The following is a 15,861-nucleotide window of genomic DNA, read 5'->3' as shown; positions in this document are numbered from 1 at the left end:
ATGTGCTGGACGCTCAGAGGTGCTGAAGCTGGGGATAGGCGGTGAGCAGCTCCTCGGTGCTCAGCACTTCGCCGGCTCCTTCCGGCTGCCAGATCACCTCCAGGGCCAGCAGGTCGTTGGCCGGCACGGCGCCGATCAGCCGCAGGGCCTCCCTCAGGCTCTCGGCAGTGTTGACGGTTTTGATCGGCATCCGGCCCCGGCTGGCCACCAGCAGGGTGATGGCGATGAAATCGCTGGCGGCATCGGCATTCCCCGCCGGCCGGGCCGAATCCTGGAAGCGCTGACCGCCCACATTAGAGGTCACCTCGCTGCGCAGCTTGCTGCGCTCGGTCATCGAAAGGCGATTGAAGGTGGATTCGGCACTCACGAAGGGAACCTGACCCACCTCACAGTTGGCGTAGACCCAGAGGTCGGGCTGGCGCATCAGGGCCAGGCTGGTTTCCTGCAGCACCTTCTGAAGACCGCCGCTGTCGGAGGTGTTGGCCGTGGCCGCCAGACGGCGGAGATCATCCTGCAGTTCCCGGGCCGTGGCCAGCAGACCCACCTGAAGCTGCACCACGTTCACCGGCCCCTCGGCCACCGGGGCATAGCCGCCGCCGTTGCCGGCCGAAAGGGCGGGTCCGCCGCCGCCCCCTCTGAGTGCATTGACCAGCACCCCGGCGATGGTCATCAGCACCAGGAAGCCGAACAGCCCGCCGCCGCCGAAGCCGAACATCGGGATCAGGAACGGAAATCCGATTCCGCCACCCCCAAAGCCGCCGCCGTAACCACCGCGATAGCCGCCACCGCCGCCGAAACCACCGCCGCCATAGCTGCCACCGCTGCGGGGCATCGAAGGGGCCGAGCGGAAACTGCCACCGCCGATGCGGCCGCCACTGGCAGCATCGCTCGGGCGTGGTGCTGCGAAGAGCAGCAGGCCGCTGGTGAGCAGTGGCAGGAATACCCAGGCGGAGAGGCGCCGAATCATGGTTGGGTTGAAGGTGGGTTTGAAGTCTGCCGAAGAAACGGATTTCAAGACTGACTTGAAAAATCTGCGGAAGGAAGCAAGGAAGGAGGGCACGGAAATCGCCCGAAGCATGACTTGAATCTAGGAACCCCCCCCCACAATGGTGACCACCTCCAGAACATCCCCCGCCAGAACGGGTTGCTCGCCCCAGTGTCGCCTGGGAAGGATCTCGCCGTTGAACTCCACGACCACCAGCCGGGGCTCATAGTTGCAGCAGCGCAGCAGCGCCTCCAGGCTCAGACCGGCCGGGCAGCGGCGCTCCTCGCCGTTGAGCTGCACGCAGATCATCGCTGTCATCGCGGCGCTTCGCCTGGATCTGCCCCGGCCAAGGTGCTGCCATCGAGCAGCCCCAGCAACTGGCGGGTGGCGGCGCCTGGGTCCGGCGCCGCCGTGATCGCCCGCACCACGGCCACCGCCGGCGCTCCGGCGGCGAGCACCGCCGCCAGGTTGGTGCTGTCGATGCCACCGATCGCAAAGCAGGGAATCGGGCTGGCGGCCGCCGCCGCCGTCACGTAGGCGAGGCCCACCGGGTCCCGGCCCGGCTTGGTGGGGGTGGCATGAACCGGTCCGACACCGACGTAGTCACAGCCATCAGCCACCGCCTGATGCAACTGCTCGAGGCGATGGGTGCTCCGGCCGATCAGGCGCTCCCGGCCCAGCAGGCGGCGGGCCAGCGCCGGCGGCAGATCACCCTGGCCGAGGTGGACCCCGTCGGCGTCCACCGCCAGGGCGAGGTCCACCCGGTCGTTGACCAGGAACAGGGCGCCATGGCGGGCGCAGAGCTGACGCAGGGCGCTCGCCTCGGCATACCGCTGGCTGTCGTCAGTCTGCTTGGCGCGGTATTGCACCAGCCGCACACCGGCCGCCAGCGCCGCCGCCACGGTGGCCTCCAGCTGGGGCGACGGGCTGGTGACCAGATAGAGGCGGCAGCGGGCCAGCTGGTGGCGACGGCGATCGCCATCGGGGCTGCCGGCCAGCAGATCCACCTCCAGGTCGTAGAGGGCGTACCGAAGGCTGGCGGCTTCGGCGGCGAGGGTCGGATCGCTGGCGCGGCCGAACTCCTCCAGCACCCGCAGGGCTTCCTGAACCCGGCCGGCGTTGGCGGCGACCACCTGGGCAGGACTGCGGCGCTCCAGCTGGGCAGGGTGGCCGAGGCCCGCCGATCCATCGGTGGCGGTGTGGCGCGCCAGCTTGTAGCGCTCCAGATGACAGCGACCCAATCGCTGGCGCATGTCCTTGGTGCGGGCGACGAGATCAGCGCGCCCCAGGCCGAAGCGGCACCAGTCTTCGATCACCCGCAGCCCTTCCCGGGCCCGATCAAGGTTGGCATCGATCAAGCGGTCCACCGCAGCCGGCGGCGGGGAGGAAGCCGGCAGCGGGGAGAAAGCCGGCGGGTCGATGGCAGAGGGTGTGGGCTGGATCACATGGTTCTGACGGGGGAGCGGAAGCTGCCTAGGTTGATCACAACGTGGACGGGACCTTTGGCCAAGGATTCGGGTGGCAACGACGTCGTCGGTGGCGACAATCCCATGCTGGTGTTGATCACGGGAATTCTGCTGCTGGGCGGCATCGGCCTATTCATCAGCTGGGGCCTCACCCACGCCTATCCGGCCGCCTGAGCCGATCACTCCCGCCAGTGCCGAGAGGATCCGGCGGGAGCGATCGGCATCCGCACCGATCTGGGCGCTGAGCGCCTCCAGGCTCGCGAAGCGTTGCTGGTGGCGCAGCAGCTCCACCGGCTCCACCTCCAGTTCCTTGCCTTCGAGCTCCAGTTGGCGGTCCAGCAGGTGCACCTCCACCGCCGAAGGGGCCAGCGGGTCAACCGTGGGCTGGGGACCCAGGTTCATCACGGCGGCCAGCGGCTCAGGCCCCCCCCCACGCACGAGCGCGGCGTAGACCCCTTCGGCGGGCAGGAACTTGCGGCCATCCACCCGCAGGTTGGCGGTGGGCCAGCCCAGCTCCCGCCCCAGGCCGCGACCGCGCACCACCCGCCCGCTGAAGCGATAGGGCCGCTCCAGCAGGCGGGTGGCCTCGGCGATCGCGCCAGAGGCGAGGGCACGGCGGATGCGGCTGCTGCTGACCCGCTCGGCACCGTCCCACAGCATCGGCAGCACCTGCACCCGCAGGCCATGGTCTGCGCCGATCCGCCGCAGGGTCTCCGTGTCGCCGCTGCGACCCGCCCCGAACCGGAAGTTCTCCCCCACCGCCACCTCGCGGGCAGCCAGCTGACCCACCAGCACCTGCTCCACGAACGCTTCCGGGCTGAGGGCCGCCAGATCACGGGTGAAGGGCACCAGCACCAGCTGCTGGATGCCGCAGGGCGCCAGCAGCGAGAGCTTCTCGACGGGCAGGTCGAGCCGCAGACGGGTTTCGCCGTAGAGCAGCTCGCGGGGGTGGGGCCAGAAGCTCACCACCGTGGGAACCAGGCCAGGGGCTGGATCCGTCGCGATCGCGGCGATCACGCGACGGTGGCCCTGGTGCAGGCCATCGAAGCTGCCGAGGGCCAGGGCGGTGGGGCCCAGGGCGTCCTGGGGTGATCGCAGGGGAATCAACGGTGCGGCCAGTGCCCTGATCAAATCCATCCTTCCACGGCAACACCGATCACCGCGTGCTGCGTCAGCCATGGCAAGTTTGGGGCGTCAAGTCCCGCCGCCCGATTCCGATGGCCGATCGCCTCGACCTGCAGCTGGTATCCGCAGCGGTCAGGCGAATGGGCTGGATCCGCTTCTGGGCCCAGCTGGTGCTGGGGGTGGTGGTGATCGGGGTGCTGTTCTTCAACAACATCAGCGGACGGCTGGCCGCCAATTCCAGCCGGGCCCTGGGCCTGGGTCCGGGACTTTCCCTCACCACCCTCTCGTTCCTGGTCCTGCTCTGGTCGCTGTGGCAGGCCTGGCTGGTGGTGCGCTGTGGCCGCGCCCTGGCCAGCCCGGTGCGGCCGAGCCGCGGTGAAACGGCCCGCCTCGTGAAGCGCGCCCTGATCGCCGACCTGGCCGGCCTCAGCCTGGCCGCTGTCGGATACCAGGCCCTGGCCGGCAGCCTGTTCGTCCAGGCCTCGATGCAGGTGCCGGGCTTCTTCGGGGCCCAGCTGGCCGTTCCGCCCGGCACCCGCGGTGGCCTGATGGGCCTGCCGATCACCTCGATCGAGATGCTCTCGGTGCTGAGCAACACCCAGGTGCTGTTCGCCCACCTGATCGGGCTGCTGATCAGCCTCTGGCTGTTGCAGCGGGTTTACCGGCCCACCTAGGGCCACACCTGGGGCACCGCCTGGGGCACCAGGTCATGCAGCGCCGCCAGCCCGCCCCGCCAGAACAGCTCCGGCTGCAGGGGGGTGAGGGCAGCACCGCCCCGATGGATCTGGGCCACGTCCGTCGGCCAGTCGCGCGGGCCGGCCGTGGCCGACTCCAGATCGACCACCACCTCCCCGGCCAGCCAGTAGTAGGTGCGGCCACGGGGATCGGTGCGCTCATTGAACTGATCCAGATAGCGCCGCACCGCTGGGCGGCACCAGCGCAGCGGCCCGATCTCGGCGCCAGGCAGGGCCGGCACGTTGAGGTTGAGCAGCAGGCCGTCAGGCCAGCCCGCCGCGATCACCCGTTCAGCCAGATCGAGGGCCAGGGCGGCCGCCGGCTCGAACTGCCGCCACTGAAAGCAGGCACTGCTCACCGCCAGGGCCCGCAGGCCTTCAAGGGTGCCCTCCATGGCCGCGGCCACCGTGCCGGAATAGAACACATCACTGCCCAGGTTCGGGCCGTGGTTGATGCCGGAGAGCACCAGGTCGGGGGGGCTCTCCAACAGTCTGCCGAGGGCCAGCTTGACGCAGTCGGAGGGGGTGCCGCTGCAGGCCCAGGCCGTCACCCCGGCGGCGAACAGCCCATCGGCGCGCTCGGCCCGCAGCGGCGTCTGCATGGTGAGGCCGTGGCCGGTGGCGGAGCGCTCCTGATCGGGACAGACCACGGTGACCGTGTGGCCCCTGGACGCCGCCTCGGCCGCCAGGGCCTGGATCCCGGCGGCGAAGACTCCGTCATCGTTGCTGATCAGGATCCGCAGGGGAGTCATCGGCAGGGAGGGCAGGGCCAGGGCTGGGCGAAAGCTAAGTGGCCCTGCTCCCTACAGTCAGGCCTCGATGCCCGGGTTCCTTGAGCGCCACGATCAGCCTCCAGCAGCTCAGCGAGCAGCTCGACAGCCTGGAGGCCGAAGCCGCCGCGGCGATTCAGGCGGCCGCCAGCGCCGCCGAGCTCGAACCGCTGCGGGTGGGACTGCTCGGCAAGAAGGGGCGCCTCTCCGCCGTGCTCGGGGCGATGGGCCGGCTCTCGGCTGAGGAGCGGCCCCTGGTGGGCCAGCGGGCCAACCGGCTCAAGGAGCAACTCCAGCAGCTGCTGGCCGAGCGGCTGGGCACGCTCAAGGGGGCGGCGCTCGAGGCTCGGCTGCAGGGCGAACGGCTGGATGTGACCGCCCCGAGCCGGTACGCCCCGGCCGGTCACCGCCATCCGCTGATCTCCACCACCGAGGAAATCGTCGACATCTTCGCCGGCCTGGGTTACCGGGTGGAGGAAGGGCCCGAGGTGGAAACCGACCACTACAACTTCACAGCCCTGAACATCCCGCCCCACCATCCGGCCCGGGACATGCAGGACACCTTCTATCTCCCGGAGGGCTCCCTGCTGCGCACCCACACCTCGCCGGTGCAGATCCGCCATCTGGAGGCCAACCCGCCGCCGGTGCGGATCGTCGCCCCGGGCCGGGTCTATCGCCGGGATGCCGTCGATGCCACCCACTCACCGGTGTTCCATCAGGTGGAAGTGCTCGCCCTCGACGAGGGCCTCGACTTCAGCCACCTGCGCGGCACCGTCACCGCCTTCCTGCAGGCGTTCTTCGGCGACCTGCCGGTGCGCTTCCGGGCCAGCTACTTCCCCTTCACCGAACCGTCCGCCGAGGTGGACGTGCAATGGCGCGGCCGCTGGCTGGAGGTGATGGGTTGCGGCATGGTCGATCCGGCCGTGCTGGAAGGTCTGGGGCTGGATCCGGAGCGCTGGAGTGGCTTCGCCGCCGGGCTTGGCGTGGAGCGTTTCTGCATGGTGCGCCACGGCATCGACGACATCCGCCGCCTGTTCAGCAGCGACCTGCGCTTCCTGGAACAGTTCTGAGCAGCGGGTCCGGGGAGCCCGATAAACTCCGGGATCACCCGCCAGCGATCGGTGCCCTGCGTCGGACTGATCGTCAACGATGGCAAGGACCTCGCCCTGGCAACGGCCGAGGCCATCGAGGCGCACTTCACGGCGGCCGGAACCAGCGTGGTGCGGGTGAGCAGCTCCGGCGGTGTGGTGGGGTTCGCCAATCCCGATCAGCACCTGCGCACCCTCGGCTATGCCGCCTGCGTGCCGCCCAGCTTTCACCCCGACCTGAGCCTGGCGGTGGTGCTGGGCGGCGATGGCACCGTGCTTTCCGCGGCCCGCCAGACAGCCCCGATCGGGGTGCCGATCCTGACGATCAACACCGGCCACATGGGCTTCCTGGCTGAGGCCTACGTCCATGAGCTCGAAGCGGTGCTGCAGCAGTTGCAGGCCGGCCAGTGGACCGTGGAGGAGCGCTCCATGCTGGTGGTGAGCGTGATGCGGGGCGAGCAGCGCCGCTGGGAAGTGCTCTGCCTCAACGAGATGGCCCTGCACCGCGAACCCCTCACCAGCATGTGCCACTTCGAAATCGCCATCGGCGGCCACGTGCCGGTGGACATCTCCGCCGACGGGGTGATTCTCTCCACCCCGACCGGCTCGACCGCCTACGCGCTCAGCGCCGGCGGTCCGGTGATCACTCCCGATTGTCCGGTGCTGCAGCTCACCCCGATCGCACCCCACTCGCTCGCCTCCCGGGCCCTGGTGTTCAGCGACCGGGAACCGGTGACGATCTTCCCGGCCACGCCGGAGCGGCTGATGATGGTGGTGGACGGCAGTGCCGGCTGCTATGTCTGGCCCGAAGACCGGGTGCTGATCCGCCGCAGTGAACACCCGGCCCGCTTCGTGCGGCTCCAGGATCACGAGTTCTTCCAGGTGCTGCGCAACAAGCTCGGCTGGGGCCTGCCCCACGTGGCCAAGCCCGGCAGCTCGAAGCCCGGCGCCAGCCAGCGGGGCCAGATGCGGCGGGGGCGGCGGGGATGAGCCGTGGGGAATGGATCCTGCTGGTCGGTCCCCAGGCCGAAGCCAGGGCCGATCGCCTGCTGGCCTCGGGCTACCGCGTCGCCCGGCTGGGCAGCCTGCTGGAGCCGCCGCTGCTGGCGCTGCTCTCCGGTGAGGAGGCCCGCGCCCTCCTGCCCACCCTGCGGCTGACCATGCCGGAGCTGGCCCTGCTGCTCGACATCGGCTCCGACAGCGTCGCAGGCCGCTCCGAATGCCTCCAGGCCGGTGCCGATGATTTCTGGCTGTCGAGCGCCGGCTCCAGCGATCTGCTGAGCCGCGTGCGGCTGCATCTGCAGCTGGGCAGCCACCGGTCACCGCCCCGGGGCGTGATCCAGGTGGCTGATCTGCGGGTCGACACGGGCAGCCGCGAGGTGCGTCGAGGCAGCAGCCTGATCAACCTGACCGCCCGGGAGTATCAATTGCTGATGGTGCTGCTGCTCCACGTCGGGGAAGTGCTCAGCCGGGAGCAGATCCTGCGCGAGGCCTGGGGAGACCAGCCGGAACCGGCCAGCAACGTGGTGGAGGTCTATGTGCGCTACCTCCGCCAGAAACTGGAGGAGCAGGGGGAACGGCGGCTGATCCACACCCTGCGGGGCCAGGGCTACTGCCTCTGCGACAGCCAGCCACCCGCCAGGTCAGCTCCAGGGCGGACAGCCCCATGAATCCCCCCATCAGCAATCGACTGGCACGCTGGGGCGCCCTGCAGGCCTGCCTGCTCACGCTGGCGACGGCCGTGGGAGCCGATCAACGGGCACCGTCCGAACCGCCCCAGTTCCTGCCGATCGAGGCGGAATGGTGCATGGAGCCAGCGGCGATCACGACGCCTCCGGCAGCGACGCCCTGCCTGCAGCTGGAGGTGCCGCGCACCCCGCGCCAGTACGCCTGGGGAATGATGGGACGTCCCCCCCTCGGTGCCCTGCGCGGCATGTGGTTCCGGTTCGAGCCGGCCAGTCCGGTGAGCTTCTGGATGCACCGCACCCTGGTGCCGCTCGACATGGTGTTCCTGCGCGGTGGCCGGGTGATTGCCATCGAGGCCTCCGCTCCACCCTGTCCGCGCCTGCCCTGCCCGAGTTACGGGCCGGCAGAACCCGCCGATGGCGTGGTTGAGCTCGACGGGGGCGAAGCGGCGCGGCTGGGGATCAGGCTGGGCTCAGCCGCTGCGCTGCGCTGGCGAGGGACATCGGGCCGGACTGATCAGGGCTTGGCCAGCGGCAGCAGGCACTTGTCCGAATCGCAACCGGCTGGCCCGGCTTCGACCAGTTCGCCGCCGTCGTAGCGCTGCAGGGCCTCGAAGAAATCGACGCTGGAGCGGCGGGCGGCCACCTCGGCCTGCAGCCTGGTGTAAGTGGCCGCATCGATCGGCTCGAACGGCAGCCGCGGGAAGGTGGCATTGGCATCGAAGCGGGCCAGCAGGGCGGCGGAGATGTAGCCCTCGCCTGCGTCGATCGCCTTGTGGATGGCCTCTGCCAGCGGCTCGATCTCGTTCTCGCGGAACTCCACCGTGGCGGAGGTGTTGTGGGCCGTGTAGTGCTTCTGCACCTGCATGTAGAAGTCGAACTGGGCCAGCGCCGAGAAGTTGTTGATCTCCACCGCATCGGCGCCCGGGATGTTCGCCCAGCTCACTTCAGTGGGGATCTCCACCAGCCATTCGCCGCAGCGGGGATCAAAGGGGTCATCCAGCAGGCGCCCCTGCTCGTCCTTGTCGGATTGACTGGGCACGATCGTGTAGCCGTAGTCGAGGCAGGCCAGCGCCACCGGATCGTTCTTGCGGAAGGTGATGCGGCGGATGAAGCGCTGTGCCTTGGGGGGGTGCCAGCCGGGAGACGCGCCCGTGAGCAGGCTCTTGGTGCCGGCCGGTTGCACCGTGGTGCAGCGGTTGGGGCGCCGCAGACCGTGGCGGTCGCAGTAGTCCCACACCGCTTCATTGACGATCTGCTTCCAGCGCCCCAAGTACTCCGCTTCCTGGGCCTTGAACTTCAGCCCCTGCTCCGTTTCAGGGCGGCCCTGCTCCCACCAGTTCAACCAGGGGGTGCCGAAGGCATGCACGAAGAAGTCGAACAGGCCGGTGAAGCTCACCCCCACAATCGGATCCCAGGCGCGGCTCTGGCGGTAGCGCTCCACTTCGAAGTCGTGGTTGAGCAGGCAGGCCACCGCCAGGCCGCCAGCTTTGAAGGCATCAGCCTGGGCCTGGTGATCGGCGGGATCGATCCGGTTCAGATGCACTTCCGCCAGGTTGCAGTGGAAATCAGCACCCAATATTTCACCGCATGGATTTAGACCGTATCGCCCTAATCTGTGCTCCAATTCATTATCTTCAATCTCCGGATGATTCAGCTGTAACCAGCGCCCCGCCTCCTCGCGGCCCTGGTCCACATAAATGTCGATGAACTCGCTGCGCAGCTCCGGGGTGGTCAGCAGGTCGGCATTGGAGCGGGCGATCGCTTCGGGGGCGAACTGGATCGCCCCTTCGCCGCTCTGGAATTGCTTGACCACCGCCTCCAGCACCACCTCTTTCGAGGGGCGGCTGTGGAACACCCGGGTGTGGTTGGCCATCCGCAGCGCATCGCGCTCGGGGTCGATGCTCCAGTTGCCCTCGGCGTCCTGTTGCCAGAGGTTCTCCTTGGCGCCAGCGGCGGCTGAATCCTCCGCGGAGAACTGACGCATGCCGGCGCTGCGGCGGATGTTGCCGGCCACGATCGTGACCGCCGCCTGATCGATCAGCAGGCAGCACTCCACCGAGCTGAGCCGGCGGCCGATCGCCTTGTTGAGGATCTGGGCCACGCGGCCGTAGAGGTCGCCCAGCTTCACCGGGTTGGCCATGCCGCCGAAGCCCTTGAGCGTTTCGCCCACCGGCCGCACGTCGGAGAGGTCCACGCTCACCGTGATCGGGGCGCCGGCGTCGAAGCGCTCGTCGCTGCTCAGCTCCAGCAGCAGCTGGTAGCTGTCGACCCAGCCGCGGCGGGTGTCGCCCACCTTGATCGACACCCGGTTGCCATCGATGCTGTGGCTGGTGTCCTCCTGGCGCGCTCCGGCGGGGGTGAGGCCGATCGGGCTGACGCCCTCGATCACCAGCTGGTTGCGCACCAGCGGCAGCCGCTCGATCAGGCGTGGCTCGATGATGGCGCCGGTGCCGCAACCCATCATCGCCAGGTCCATCATCAGACCGAAGGCCTCCCAATCCACCAGGTTGGTGGAGGTGCAGTTGTAGGCGCCGGAGAAGTTATGGCGCTGCTCGATCCAGGGGGTGCCACCGATCCACAGCCAGCGCCCCGACGGCAGCGCCTGCTGGTGCTTCTGCATGCGCCGGATCAGCTCCACTTCCTCGCCATCGAGATGGCCCAGCTGGCGCAGACCCTCCAGGTTGCGCTCGGACACCTGATGCCAGCTTTCGCGGCCGCCTGGCGTGCGGCGGGAATAGGTGCGGTAAAAAACGGGGTTCGCCGCCGGGGCCGTGGGCGGGAAATCGGGCTCCAGCAAGCCGTTGGCACCGATCTGCCCGCCCTGCAGCCTGCCGGCACTGGCCTCCTGGCCCACCGCTGCGGCGGGATCAACCAGATCGGGGCGCGCTGGGGTGAGGGTCACGGCGGAGGGAGTGGTCAGGTTGGTGAACCATAACTCCACCAGTAGGGGGTGCAAGCGCTGGCGGCCACCAGTGGCAGTGCCTTACTCCGCGGCTGCGTTCGGCTCCACCATCGGGTGGCCGAGCGCGGCGGCCAGGGCCTGGGCAATGCGCGATGCGGCGGACTGACACGGACCGACACCAGAGTTCCCGGGCACGGTCGGCTGGCCCTCCGCGCAGGTCTGCCCCGAGACGATGTCGGTGTTCACCATCACCACCAGGGTGATGCCCTTCGGCTTGTAGTGCTGCACCTCAGTGTTGAAGCCCGGCAGCTCCCCCTCATGGCCGTACCAGTCGAGGGCGCGGGCGAGGCCCATGCCATAGGCCCTTGTCGGGGTCTGGGGCGCCCTTGCATCGGGCCCGAGGTAGATCGGGACGCTGAGGTCGAACGAGGCGAGGCGCTTGGCCTGGGTCGCGGCAGAGAGGATCCCCTTGCCGGTGCCGAGCGCTTCACCCCACACCAAAAGGTCGTTGAAGCTGGAGATCATCGCCCCGGCCGTCCACCCCCACGACGGGTTCCAGTCCGTGGCATCAACCGGTTGTCTGCCCTTGACGCCCTGCAGCGTGTAGCCCCGGGCGTGCGGCTCCGCAAAGGTCGCGTCGGTGGGCATCAGCGTGTGGTCGAGCCCCAGCGGCTTGAGGATCTGCTCAGCCAGCACCTTCTCGATGGGCTTGGCCGTGACTTGCTCGATCACCATCCCCAGCAGTACGAGGTTGGTGTTCGAGTAGAAGACCATCTCCCCCGGTGGGAACAACGGCGCGTCCTGCTTCACAAGGTCGACGAGCTGCTGGGGCGTCCAGGGAGTATCGGGATCGGCAAAAAGCGCGTCCTGGAAGCTCTGGTTGAAGGTGTAGCTGGGGATGCCGCTGCGCATCTCGGCCAGCTGGGCCAGCGTCGCCCTGCCGTTGGGCATTCCCGGCACGTAGGTCTCGATGGGGTCGTCGAGCGAGAGCGCGCCCCGCTCGGCCAGTTGGAGCAGGGCCGTCACCGTGAAGGTCTTGGTGACGCTGCCGATGCGCTGGTTGACGTCCGCGGCCATCGGCACGGTCCTGGCCCAGTCCTCGTAGCCAAGCGTCGCCACCCAGGTGCCCTCGGCGGTCTTCACGGCCATCACGGCGCCGGGTGCACTGGTTTCTGCGAAGGCGGCGCTGGCGGACTGGTTGAGCGCCTTGGTGGTTGCGGCGTTGAGCCCGTTCTCCACAAGCGTGATCCTGTCACTTGCTGGCGCCGTGGTCTCTGCTGCCGGTTGGTCGGCGCCATAGACCACCGAACTCATCACCAGGGCGGTGGTGAGAGCCAGGGCTGAGAAGCGTTTGATGGTGAATGCCCCAGGTTCCCTCAAGCTAGATCGGCTTCGCAGGCCGCTCGCCACAACCAGGGGTGGCAGGCTGGGGGGATGACAGCCCAAGCCTCAGCCCCGGCCGCCCAGGCCGCCGATCCCGAGAGGGCCGCCCTGGCTGAGGCTGTGGCCCGGCGCCGCAATTTCGCGATCATTTCCCACCCCGACGCGGGCAAGACCACCCTCACCGAGAAGCTGCTGCTCTACGGCGGTGCCATCCAGCAGGCGGGCGCAGTGAAGGCCAAGGGCGAACAGCGCAAGGTGACCTCCGACTGGATGGAGCTGGAGAAGCAGCGCGGCATCTCGATCACCTCCACCGTGCTCCAGTTCGACTACGACGGCAGCACGATCAACCTGCTCGACACCCCGGGCCACCAGGACTTCTCGGAGGACACCTACCGCACCCTGGCCGCCGCCGATAACGCGGTGATGCTGGAAGACGCCGCCAAAGGGCTTGAACCCCAGACCCGCAAGCTGTTCGAGGTCTGCCGCATGCGGCGGATTCCGATCTTCACCTTCATCAACAAGATGGATCGGCCGGGGCGCGAGCCGCTGGAGCTGATCGATGAGATCGAGAGCGAGCTGGGCCTCACCTGCTGGCCGGTGAACTGGCCGATCGGCAGCGGCGACCGCTTCCGCGGTGTGATCGACCGCCGCAGCCGCGACGTGATCCTGTTCACCCGGGCCGAGCGGGGTCGCCAGGCCGCCGAGCGGCGCCTGGCCGCCGGCAGCCCCGAACTGGCCGAGCTGGTGGAGCCGGAACTGCTGGCTCAGGCCATCGAGGAACTGGAGCTGCTCGACGGCGCCGGTGCCGACCTCGACCTGGAGCTGGTGCATGCCGGTGAGCTCAGCCCAGTGTTCTTCGGTTCGGCGATGACCAACTTCGGCGTGCATCCCTTCCTCGATGCCTTCCTTGAGCTGGCCCAGCGGCCGGTGGCCCGCACCAGCCACGACGGCCCCGTCGATCCGCTGCGGCCCGAATTCAGCGGCTTCGTGTTCAAGCTGCAGGCCAACATGGATCCCCGCCACCGCGACCGCATCGCCTTCGTGCGGGTCTGCTCGGGCCGCTTCGACAAGGACATGAGCGTGCGCCATGCCCGCAGCGGCCGCACCATCCGCCTATCCCGCCCCCAGAAGCTGTTCGGCCAGGACCGCGAGGTGGTCGAAACCGCCTACCCCGGTGATGTGATCGGCCTCAACAACCCCGGCATGTTCGCCATCGGCGACACCCTCTACGTGGGCCAGAAGGTGGAATACGAGGGCATTCCCTGCTTCAGCCCGGAGATCTTCGCCTGGTTGCGCAACCCCAACCCTTCGGCCTTCAAGAGCTTCCGCAAGGGAGTCAATGAGCTGCGCGAGGAGGGGGCGGTGCAGATCCTCTACGACACCGACGCCAGCAAGCGCGATCCGATCCTGGCGGCCGTCGGTCAGCTGCAGATGGAGGTGGTGCAGTACCGGCTGGAGAACGAATACGGGGTGGAAACCCGGCTGGAGCCGCTGGGCTTTTCCGTGGCCCGCTGGGTGAGCGGCGGCTGGGACGCCCTTGAGGCGGTGGGCCGGATCTTCAATTGCAAAACGGTCCGGGATGCCTGGGACCGGCCGGTGCTGCTGTTCAAGAACGACTGGAACCTCAACCAGCTAAGCGCCGACCACCCCGGCCTCGGCCTGAGTGCCGTGGCGCCGGTGGTGAGCGGGGTGGAGCCGATCGCCCTCTGAGGCGGCAGCCCGGCTGGCGTCACGGCCGCGGCCTGACTTCGCCAGAATCATTGCAACGAAAGGTAACAGCTTTGCCCGAGCACCACTGGCTGGTCCGGCCACGCCGCGATGGCGGCTCCGACTACGTCCACTTCCTGGCGCGTCAGGAAAACGTTGAGGTGCTCGAAGGCACCCACCTGCCCCCCCAGATGCCCCTGCTCAAGAGCCGCCACTGGCTGGCGCCCCCGGAAGCGGAGGCCCGCTGCCGTGATCTGCAGGAAACAGGTGGCTATCAGGCCTGTGATCCCCTCTTCTGAATCGTGTCGCAGCACCTGCCCTGAACCTTCCTGGGCGCCCCGCCTCGATACGCTCGGCCTATCACCCTGTTCACCGCACCGGAGGCCATGACCCACGGTTCCGCCCCACCCCCCAGTGGCGCTGGTGGCTCCAGCCCCTACGAGCGGCTGGGGATCGCCCCTGATGCCAGTTTTGACGAGGTCCAGGCCGCCCGGCGCGATCGCCTCGACGCTCTCTCCGGCGATGCCCAGGCCCAGGCCCAGGTGGAAACCGCCTACGACGCGGTGTTGATGGAGCGGCTGCGCGAGCGCCAGCAGGGCAAGGTCAGCAGTGCCGCCATGACCGCCTCGAAGCGTGAGGAGGTCAAACCGGCCATCGTTGGCCGCACCCCCTCTCGGCCCAGTCTGCCCGCCCTGCCGGCCATGCCCCAGCTGGCCGGAGCCAAGCTGAAGCTGCCGCGCCCGAGCTTCAGTCTGCCGAGCCTGGCGCTGGCCGAAGGCCGTGAACGCTGGTTCCCGCTGGTGGCCAATGGCCTGTTGATCCTGCTGCTGCTGGTGGCTCCTGCCGGCTCGGCCGAGCTGCTGCTGGCCCTGGCCACCGGGGTAACGGTGGTGAACCTGCAACGGCGCAATGGCCGCTTCCTGGCGGCGGTGGGCTGGAGCTTCGCCCTGCTCAGCCTGGGGCTGCTGCTGGGCGGCGGCCTGATGCAACTGCTCGATCCTTCCTTGCCGCTGGGCCTGCCGATCGACGCCGAGCAGGTTCAGAGCCTGCCCGCCCTGCTGCTGCTGCTGCTGGGGGCCTTGCTGATCGCCTGAGCTCAGGCCACCGCCAGCTCGTTGATCAGCTCGCGCAGTTCCGCCTCCTCCACCCCATACACCTCATTGCAGAAATGGCAGGTGAGCTCGGCGCGGCCATCTTCATCAAGGATGGCGTTGAGTTCGGCCGGTCCCAGCAGCCGCAGGGCATCGACACTGCGCCGACGGGTGCAGGGGCAGTGGAAGGTGACATCCTGCTGCGCCTCGGCATCCTCCAGCAGCCTCGGGTCGAGGTCCGGGAAAATGTCTTCCAGCAGGAGGGTGAGATTGCCGGAGCAGGCCGCCAGGCGACGGCTGAATCCGCTGATCTCCCGGCAGCGCTCCTCCAGCAGCGCCACCAGGGCCGGCTCACTGGCCGCCTTCGGTAACACCTGAACCAGCACACCGCCGGCGCAACGCACGCCACTGCTGTCGATCTGCTCGCCGACGAACAGGGCGGAAGGGGTCTGCTCGGAATGGAGCAGGTAGGAGGCCACGTCATCACCGATGCCACCGCTGACCAGTTCAACGGTGCTGCTGTAGGGCTCGCCCCTGCCCTGATCGCGGACGACATGCAGGTAGCCGGTGCCGGTGGCCTTGCGGAAATCAAAGCCATGCAGCCCCGCCTCGGTCTCGATCAGGTCGAGCTCCAGCCCCGGCTCCCCCACATAGCCGCGCACGCTGCCATCCCGGCCGGCATCCACCATCAGGCCCCGCAGCGGCCCATCCGACTGGATGCGCAGGTTGACGCGGCCATGGCGCACCTTCATCGAACTGGCCAGCAGCAGGCCGGCCGTCATCGCCCGGCCCAGCAACGCCGTGGTCAGGTAGGAGAGGCCGTGACGGCGACGGGCGTAACGGGTGGTGACCGTGGTGGTTGCCGCCACCAACCGGATCCCCCCCTGGGCCGCCGTGGCCCGCACCAACTGATCGGGCATCG

Annotated in this window: 17 protein-coding genes; 9 read left to right on the top strand and 8 right to left on the bottom strand. The window is 68.8% G+C overall.

Translation table 11 applies throughout. The annotated features are described in order from the left end of the window. Nucleotides 1–13: 13 nt before the first annotated feature. From KQ307_RS09515 to KQ307_RS09505, 3 genes are all read right to left on the bottom strand, one after another. On the bottom strand, nt 14–967 hold the full coding sequence (locus tag KQ307_RS09515; protein ID WP_259727830.1) for a DUF1517 domain-containing protein: 954 nt from the start codon (nt 965–967) through the stop codon (nt 14–16). Nucleotides 968–1,087: 120 nt separating this feature from the next. Continuing rightward, nucleotides 1,088–1,303, bottom strand: a complete 216-nt coding sequence (gene thiS, locus KQ307_RS09510) for a sulfur carrier protein ThiS (protein WP_259727829.1) — start codon at nt 1,301–1,303, stop codon at nt 1,088–1,090. Continuing rightward, entirely contained in the window at nt 1,300–2,382 is a 1,083-nt protein-coding gene (locus KQ307_RS09505; RefSeq protein WP_259727849.1) for a thiamine phosphate synthase, read from the bottom strand. The genes thiS and KQ307_RS09505 overlap by 4 nt, the downstream gene beginning before the upstream one ends. A 105-nt stretch (nt 2,383–2,487) precedes the next feature. Between KQ307_RS09505 and KQ307_RS09500 the strand changes: the two genes are divergently transcribed. Beyond that, nucleotides 2,488–2,625 (top strand): hypothetical protein, encoded by a 138-nt coding sequence (locus tag KQ307_RS09500; protein WP_259701006.1) that lies wholly within the window; start codon nt 2,488–2,490, stop codon nt 2,623–2,625. On the opposite strand, the gene KQ307_RS09495 is transcribed toward KQ307_RS09500, so the two are convergent. Continuing rightward, a complete protein-coding gene (locus tag KQ307_RS09495; protein WP_259727828.1) occupies nt 2,581–3,588 on the bottom strand; it encodes a bifunctional riboflavin kinase/FAD synthetase in 1,008 nt (335 codons plus the stop codon). The two genes, KQ307_RS09500 and KQ307_RS09495, sit on opposite strands and share 45 nt — an antisense overlap. A gap of 80 nt (nt 3,589–3,668) precedes the next feature. Between KQ307_RS09495 and KQ307_RS09490 the strand changes: the two genes are divergently transcribed. Further along, nucleotides 3,669–4,250, top strand: a complete 582-nt coding sequence (locus KQ307_RS09490; protein ID WP_259701008.1) for a DUF3611 family protein — start codon at nt 3,669–3,671, stop codon at nt 4,248–4,250. Here KQ307_RS09490 and surE read toward each other — a convergent pair. Continuing rightward, nucleotides 4,247–5,062 carry a 5'/3'-nucleotidase SurE gene (surE, locus tag KQ307_RS09485; RefSeq protein ID WP_259727827.1) on the bottom strand — a complete coding sequence of 272 codons (816 nt, stop codon included), beginning with the start codon at nt 5,060–5,062 and terminating at the stop codon, nt 4,247–4,249. The two genes, KQ307_RS09490 and surE, sit on opposite strands and share 4 nt — an antisense overlap. An 80-nt stretch (nt 5,063–5,142) precedes the next feature. Between surE and pheS the strand changes: the two genes are divergently transcribed. The 4 genes from pheS to KQ307_RS09465 are packed head-to-tail and all read left to right on the top strand — an operon-like array spanning nt 5,143 to nt 8,452. Then, nucleotides 5,143–6,150: a phenylalanine--tRNA ligase subunit alpha gene (gene pheS / locus KQ307_RS09480; protein WP_259701011.1), complete on the top strand. Its 1,008-nt coding sequence runs from the start codon at nt 5,143–5,145 to the stop codon at nt 6,148–6,150. Between the two features lie 51 nt (nt 6,151–6,201). Further along, nucleotides 6,202–7,158, top strand: a complete 957-nt coding sequence (locus tag KQ307_RS09475) for an NAD(+) kinase (protein WP_259701012.1) — start codon at nt 6,202–6,204, stop codon at nt 7,156–7,158. After that, complete coding sequence (locus KQ307_RS09470) at nt 7,155–7,838, top strand: response regulator transcription factor (protein ID WP_259727826.1); 684 nt, start codon at nt 7,155–7,157, stop codon at nt 7,836–7,838. Before KQ307_RS09475 ends, KQ307_RS09470 begins: the two co-directional genes overlap by 4 nt. Continuing rightward, nucleotides 7,835–8,452 (top strand): DUF192 domain-containing protein, encoded by a 618-nt coding sequence (locus tag KQ307_RS09465; protein ID WP_311133763.1) that lies wholly within the window; start codon nt 7,835–7,837, stop codon nt 8,450–8,452. The genes KQ307_RS09470 and KQ307_RS09465 overlap by 4 nt, the downstream gene beginning before the upstream one ends. Here the strand turns inward: KQ307_RS09465 and nrdJ are convergent. Beyond that, the gene (gene nrdJ, locus KQ307_RS09460; RefSeq protein ID WP_259727847.1) at nt 8,371–10,683 is read right to left on the bottom strand and encodes a ribonucleoside-triphosphate reductase, adenosylcobalamin-dependent; all 2,313 of its coding nucleotides are present in this window, start codon (nt 10,681–10,683) and stop codon (nt 8,371–8,373) included. The genes KQ307_RS09465 and nrdJ overlap by 82 nt on opposite strands. 156 nt (nt 10,684–10,839) lie before the next feature. Continuing rightward, nucleotides 10,840–12,138, bottom strand: coding sequence for a serine hydrolase (locus KQ307_RS09455; protein ID WP_259727825.1), 1,299 nt, complete (start codon nt 12,136–12,138; stop codon nt 10,840–10,842). Between the two features lie 54 nt (nt 12,139–12,192). Between KQ307_RS09455 and KQ307_RS09450 the strand changes: the two genes are divergently transcribed. The 3 genes from KQ307_RS09450 (at nt 12,193) to KQ307_RS09440 (ending at nt 14,942) form a co-directional block, all read left to right on the top strand. Beyond that, nucleotides 12,193–13,851, top strand: coding sequence for a peptide chain release factor 3 (locus tag KQ307_RS09450; protein WP_259727824.1), 1,659 nt, complete (start codon nt 12,193–12,195; stop codon nt 13,849–13,851). 71 nt (nt 13,852–13,922) lie between these two features. After that, nucleotides 13,923–14,147 carry a hypothetical protein gene (locus KQ307_RS09445; RefSeq protein WP_259701017.1) on the top strand — a complete coding sequence of 75 codons (225 nt, stop codon included), beginning with the start codon at nt 13,923–13,925 and terminating at the stop codon, nt 14,145–14,147. Between the two features lie 87 nt (nt 14,148–14,234). After that, complete coding sequence (locus tag KQ307_RS09440; protein ID WP_259727823.1) at nt 14,235–14,942, top strand: CPP1-like family protein; 708 nt, start codon at nt 14,235–14,237, stop codon at nt 14,940–14,942. A 2-nt stretch (nt 14,943–14,944) separates the two neighbouring features. Here KQ307_RS09440 and hslO read toward each other — a convergent pair whose 3' ends face one another. Continuing rightward, nucleotides 14,945–15,859 (bottom strand): Hsp33 family molecular chaperone HslO, encoded by a 915-nt coding sequence (hslO, locus tag KQ307_RS09435; RefSeq protein WP_259701019.1) that lies wholly within the window; start codon nt 15,857–15,859, stop codon nt 14,945–14,947. Between the last annotated feature and the right edge of the window lie 2 nt (nt 15,860–15,861).

The organism is Synechococcus sp. CS-1326, assembly GCF_025128115.1.
GTDB lineage: Bacteria > Cyanobacteriota > Cyanobacteriia > PCC-6307 > Cyanobiaceae > Regnicoccus.
The sequence above is the reverse complement of the archived record's forward strand: the minus strand, read 5'-3'. Positions and strand labels throughout refer to the sequence as shown.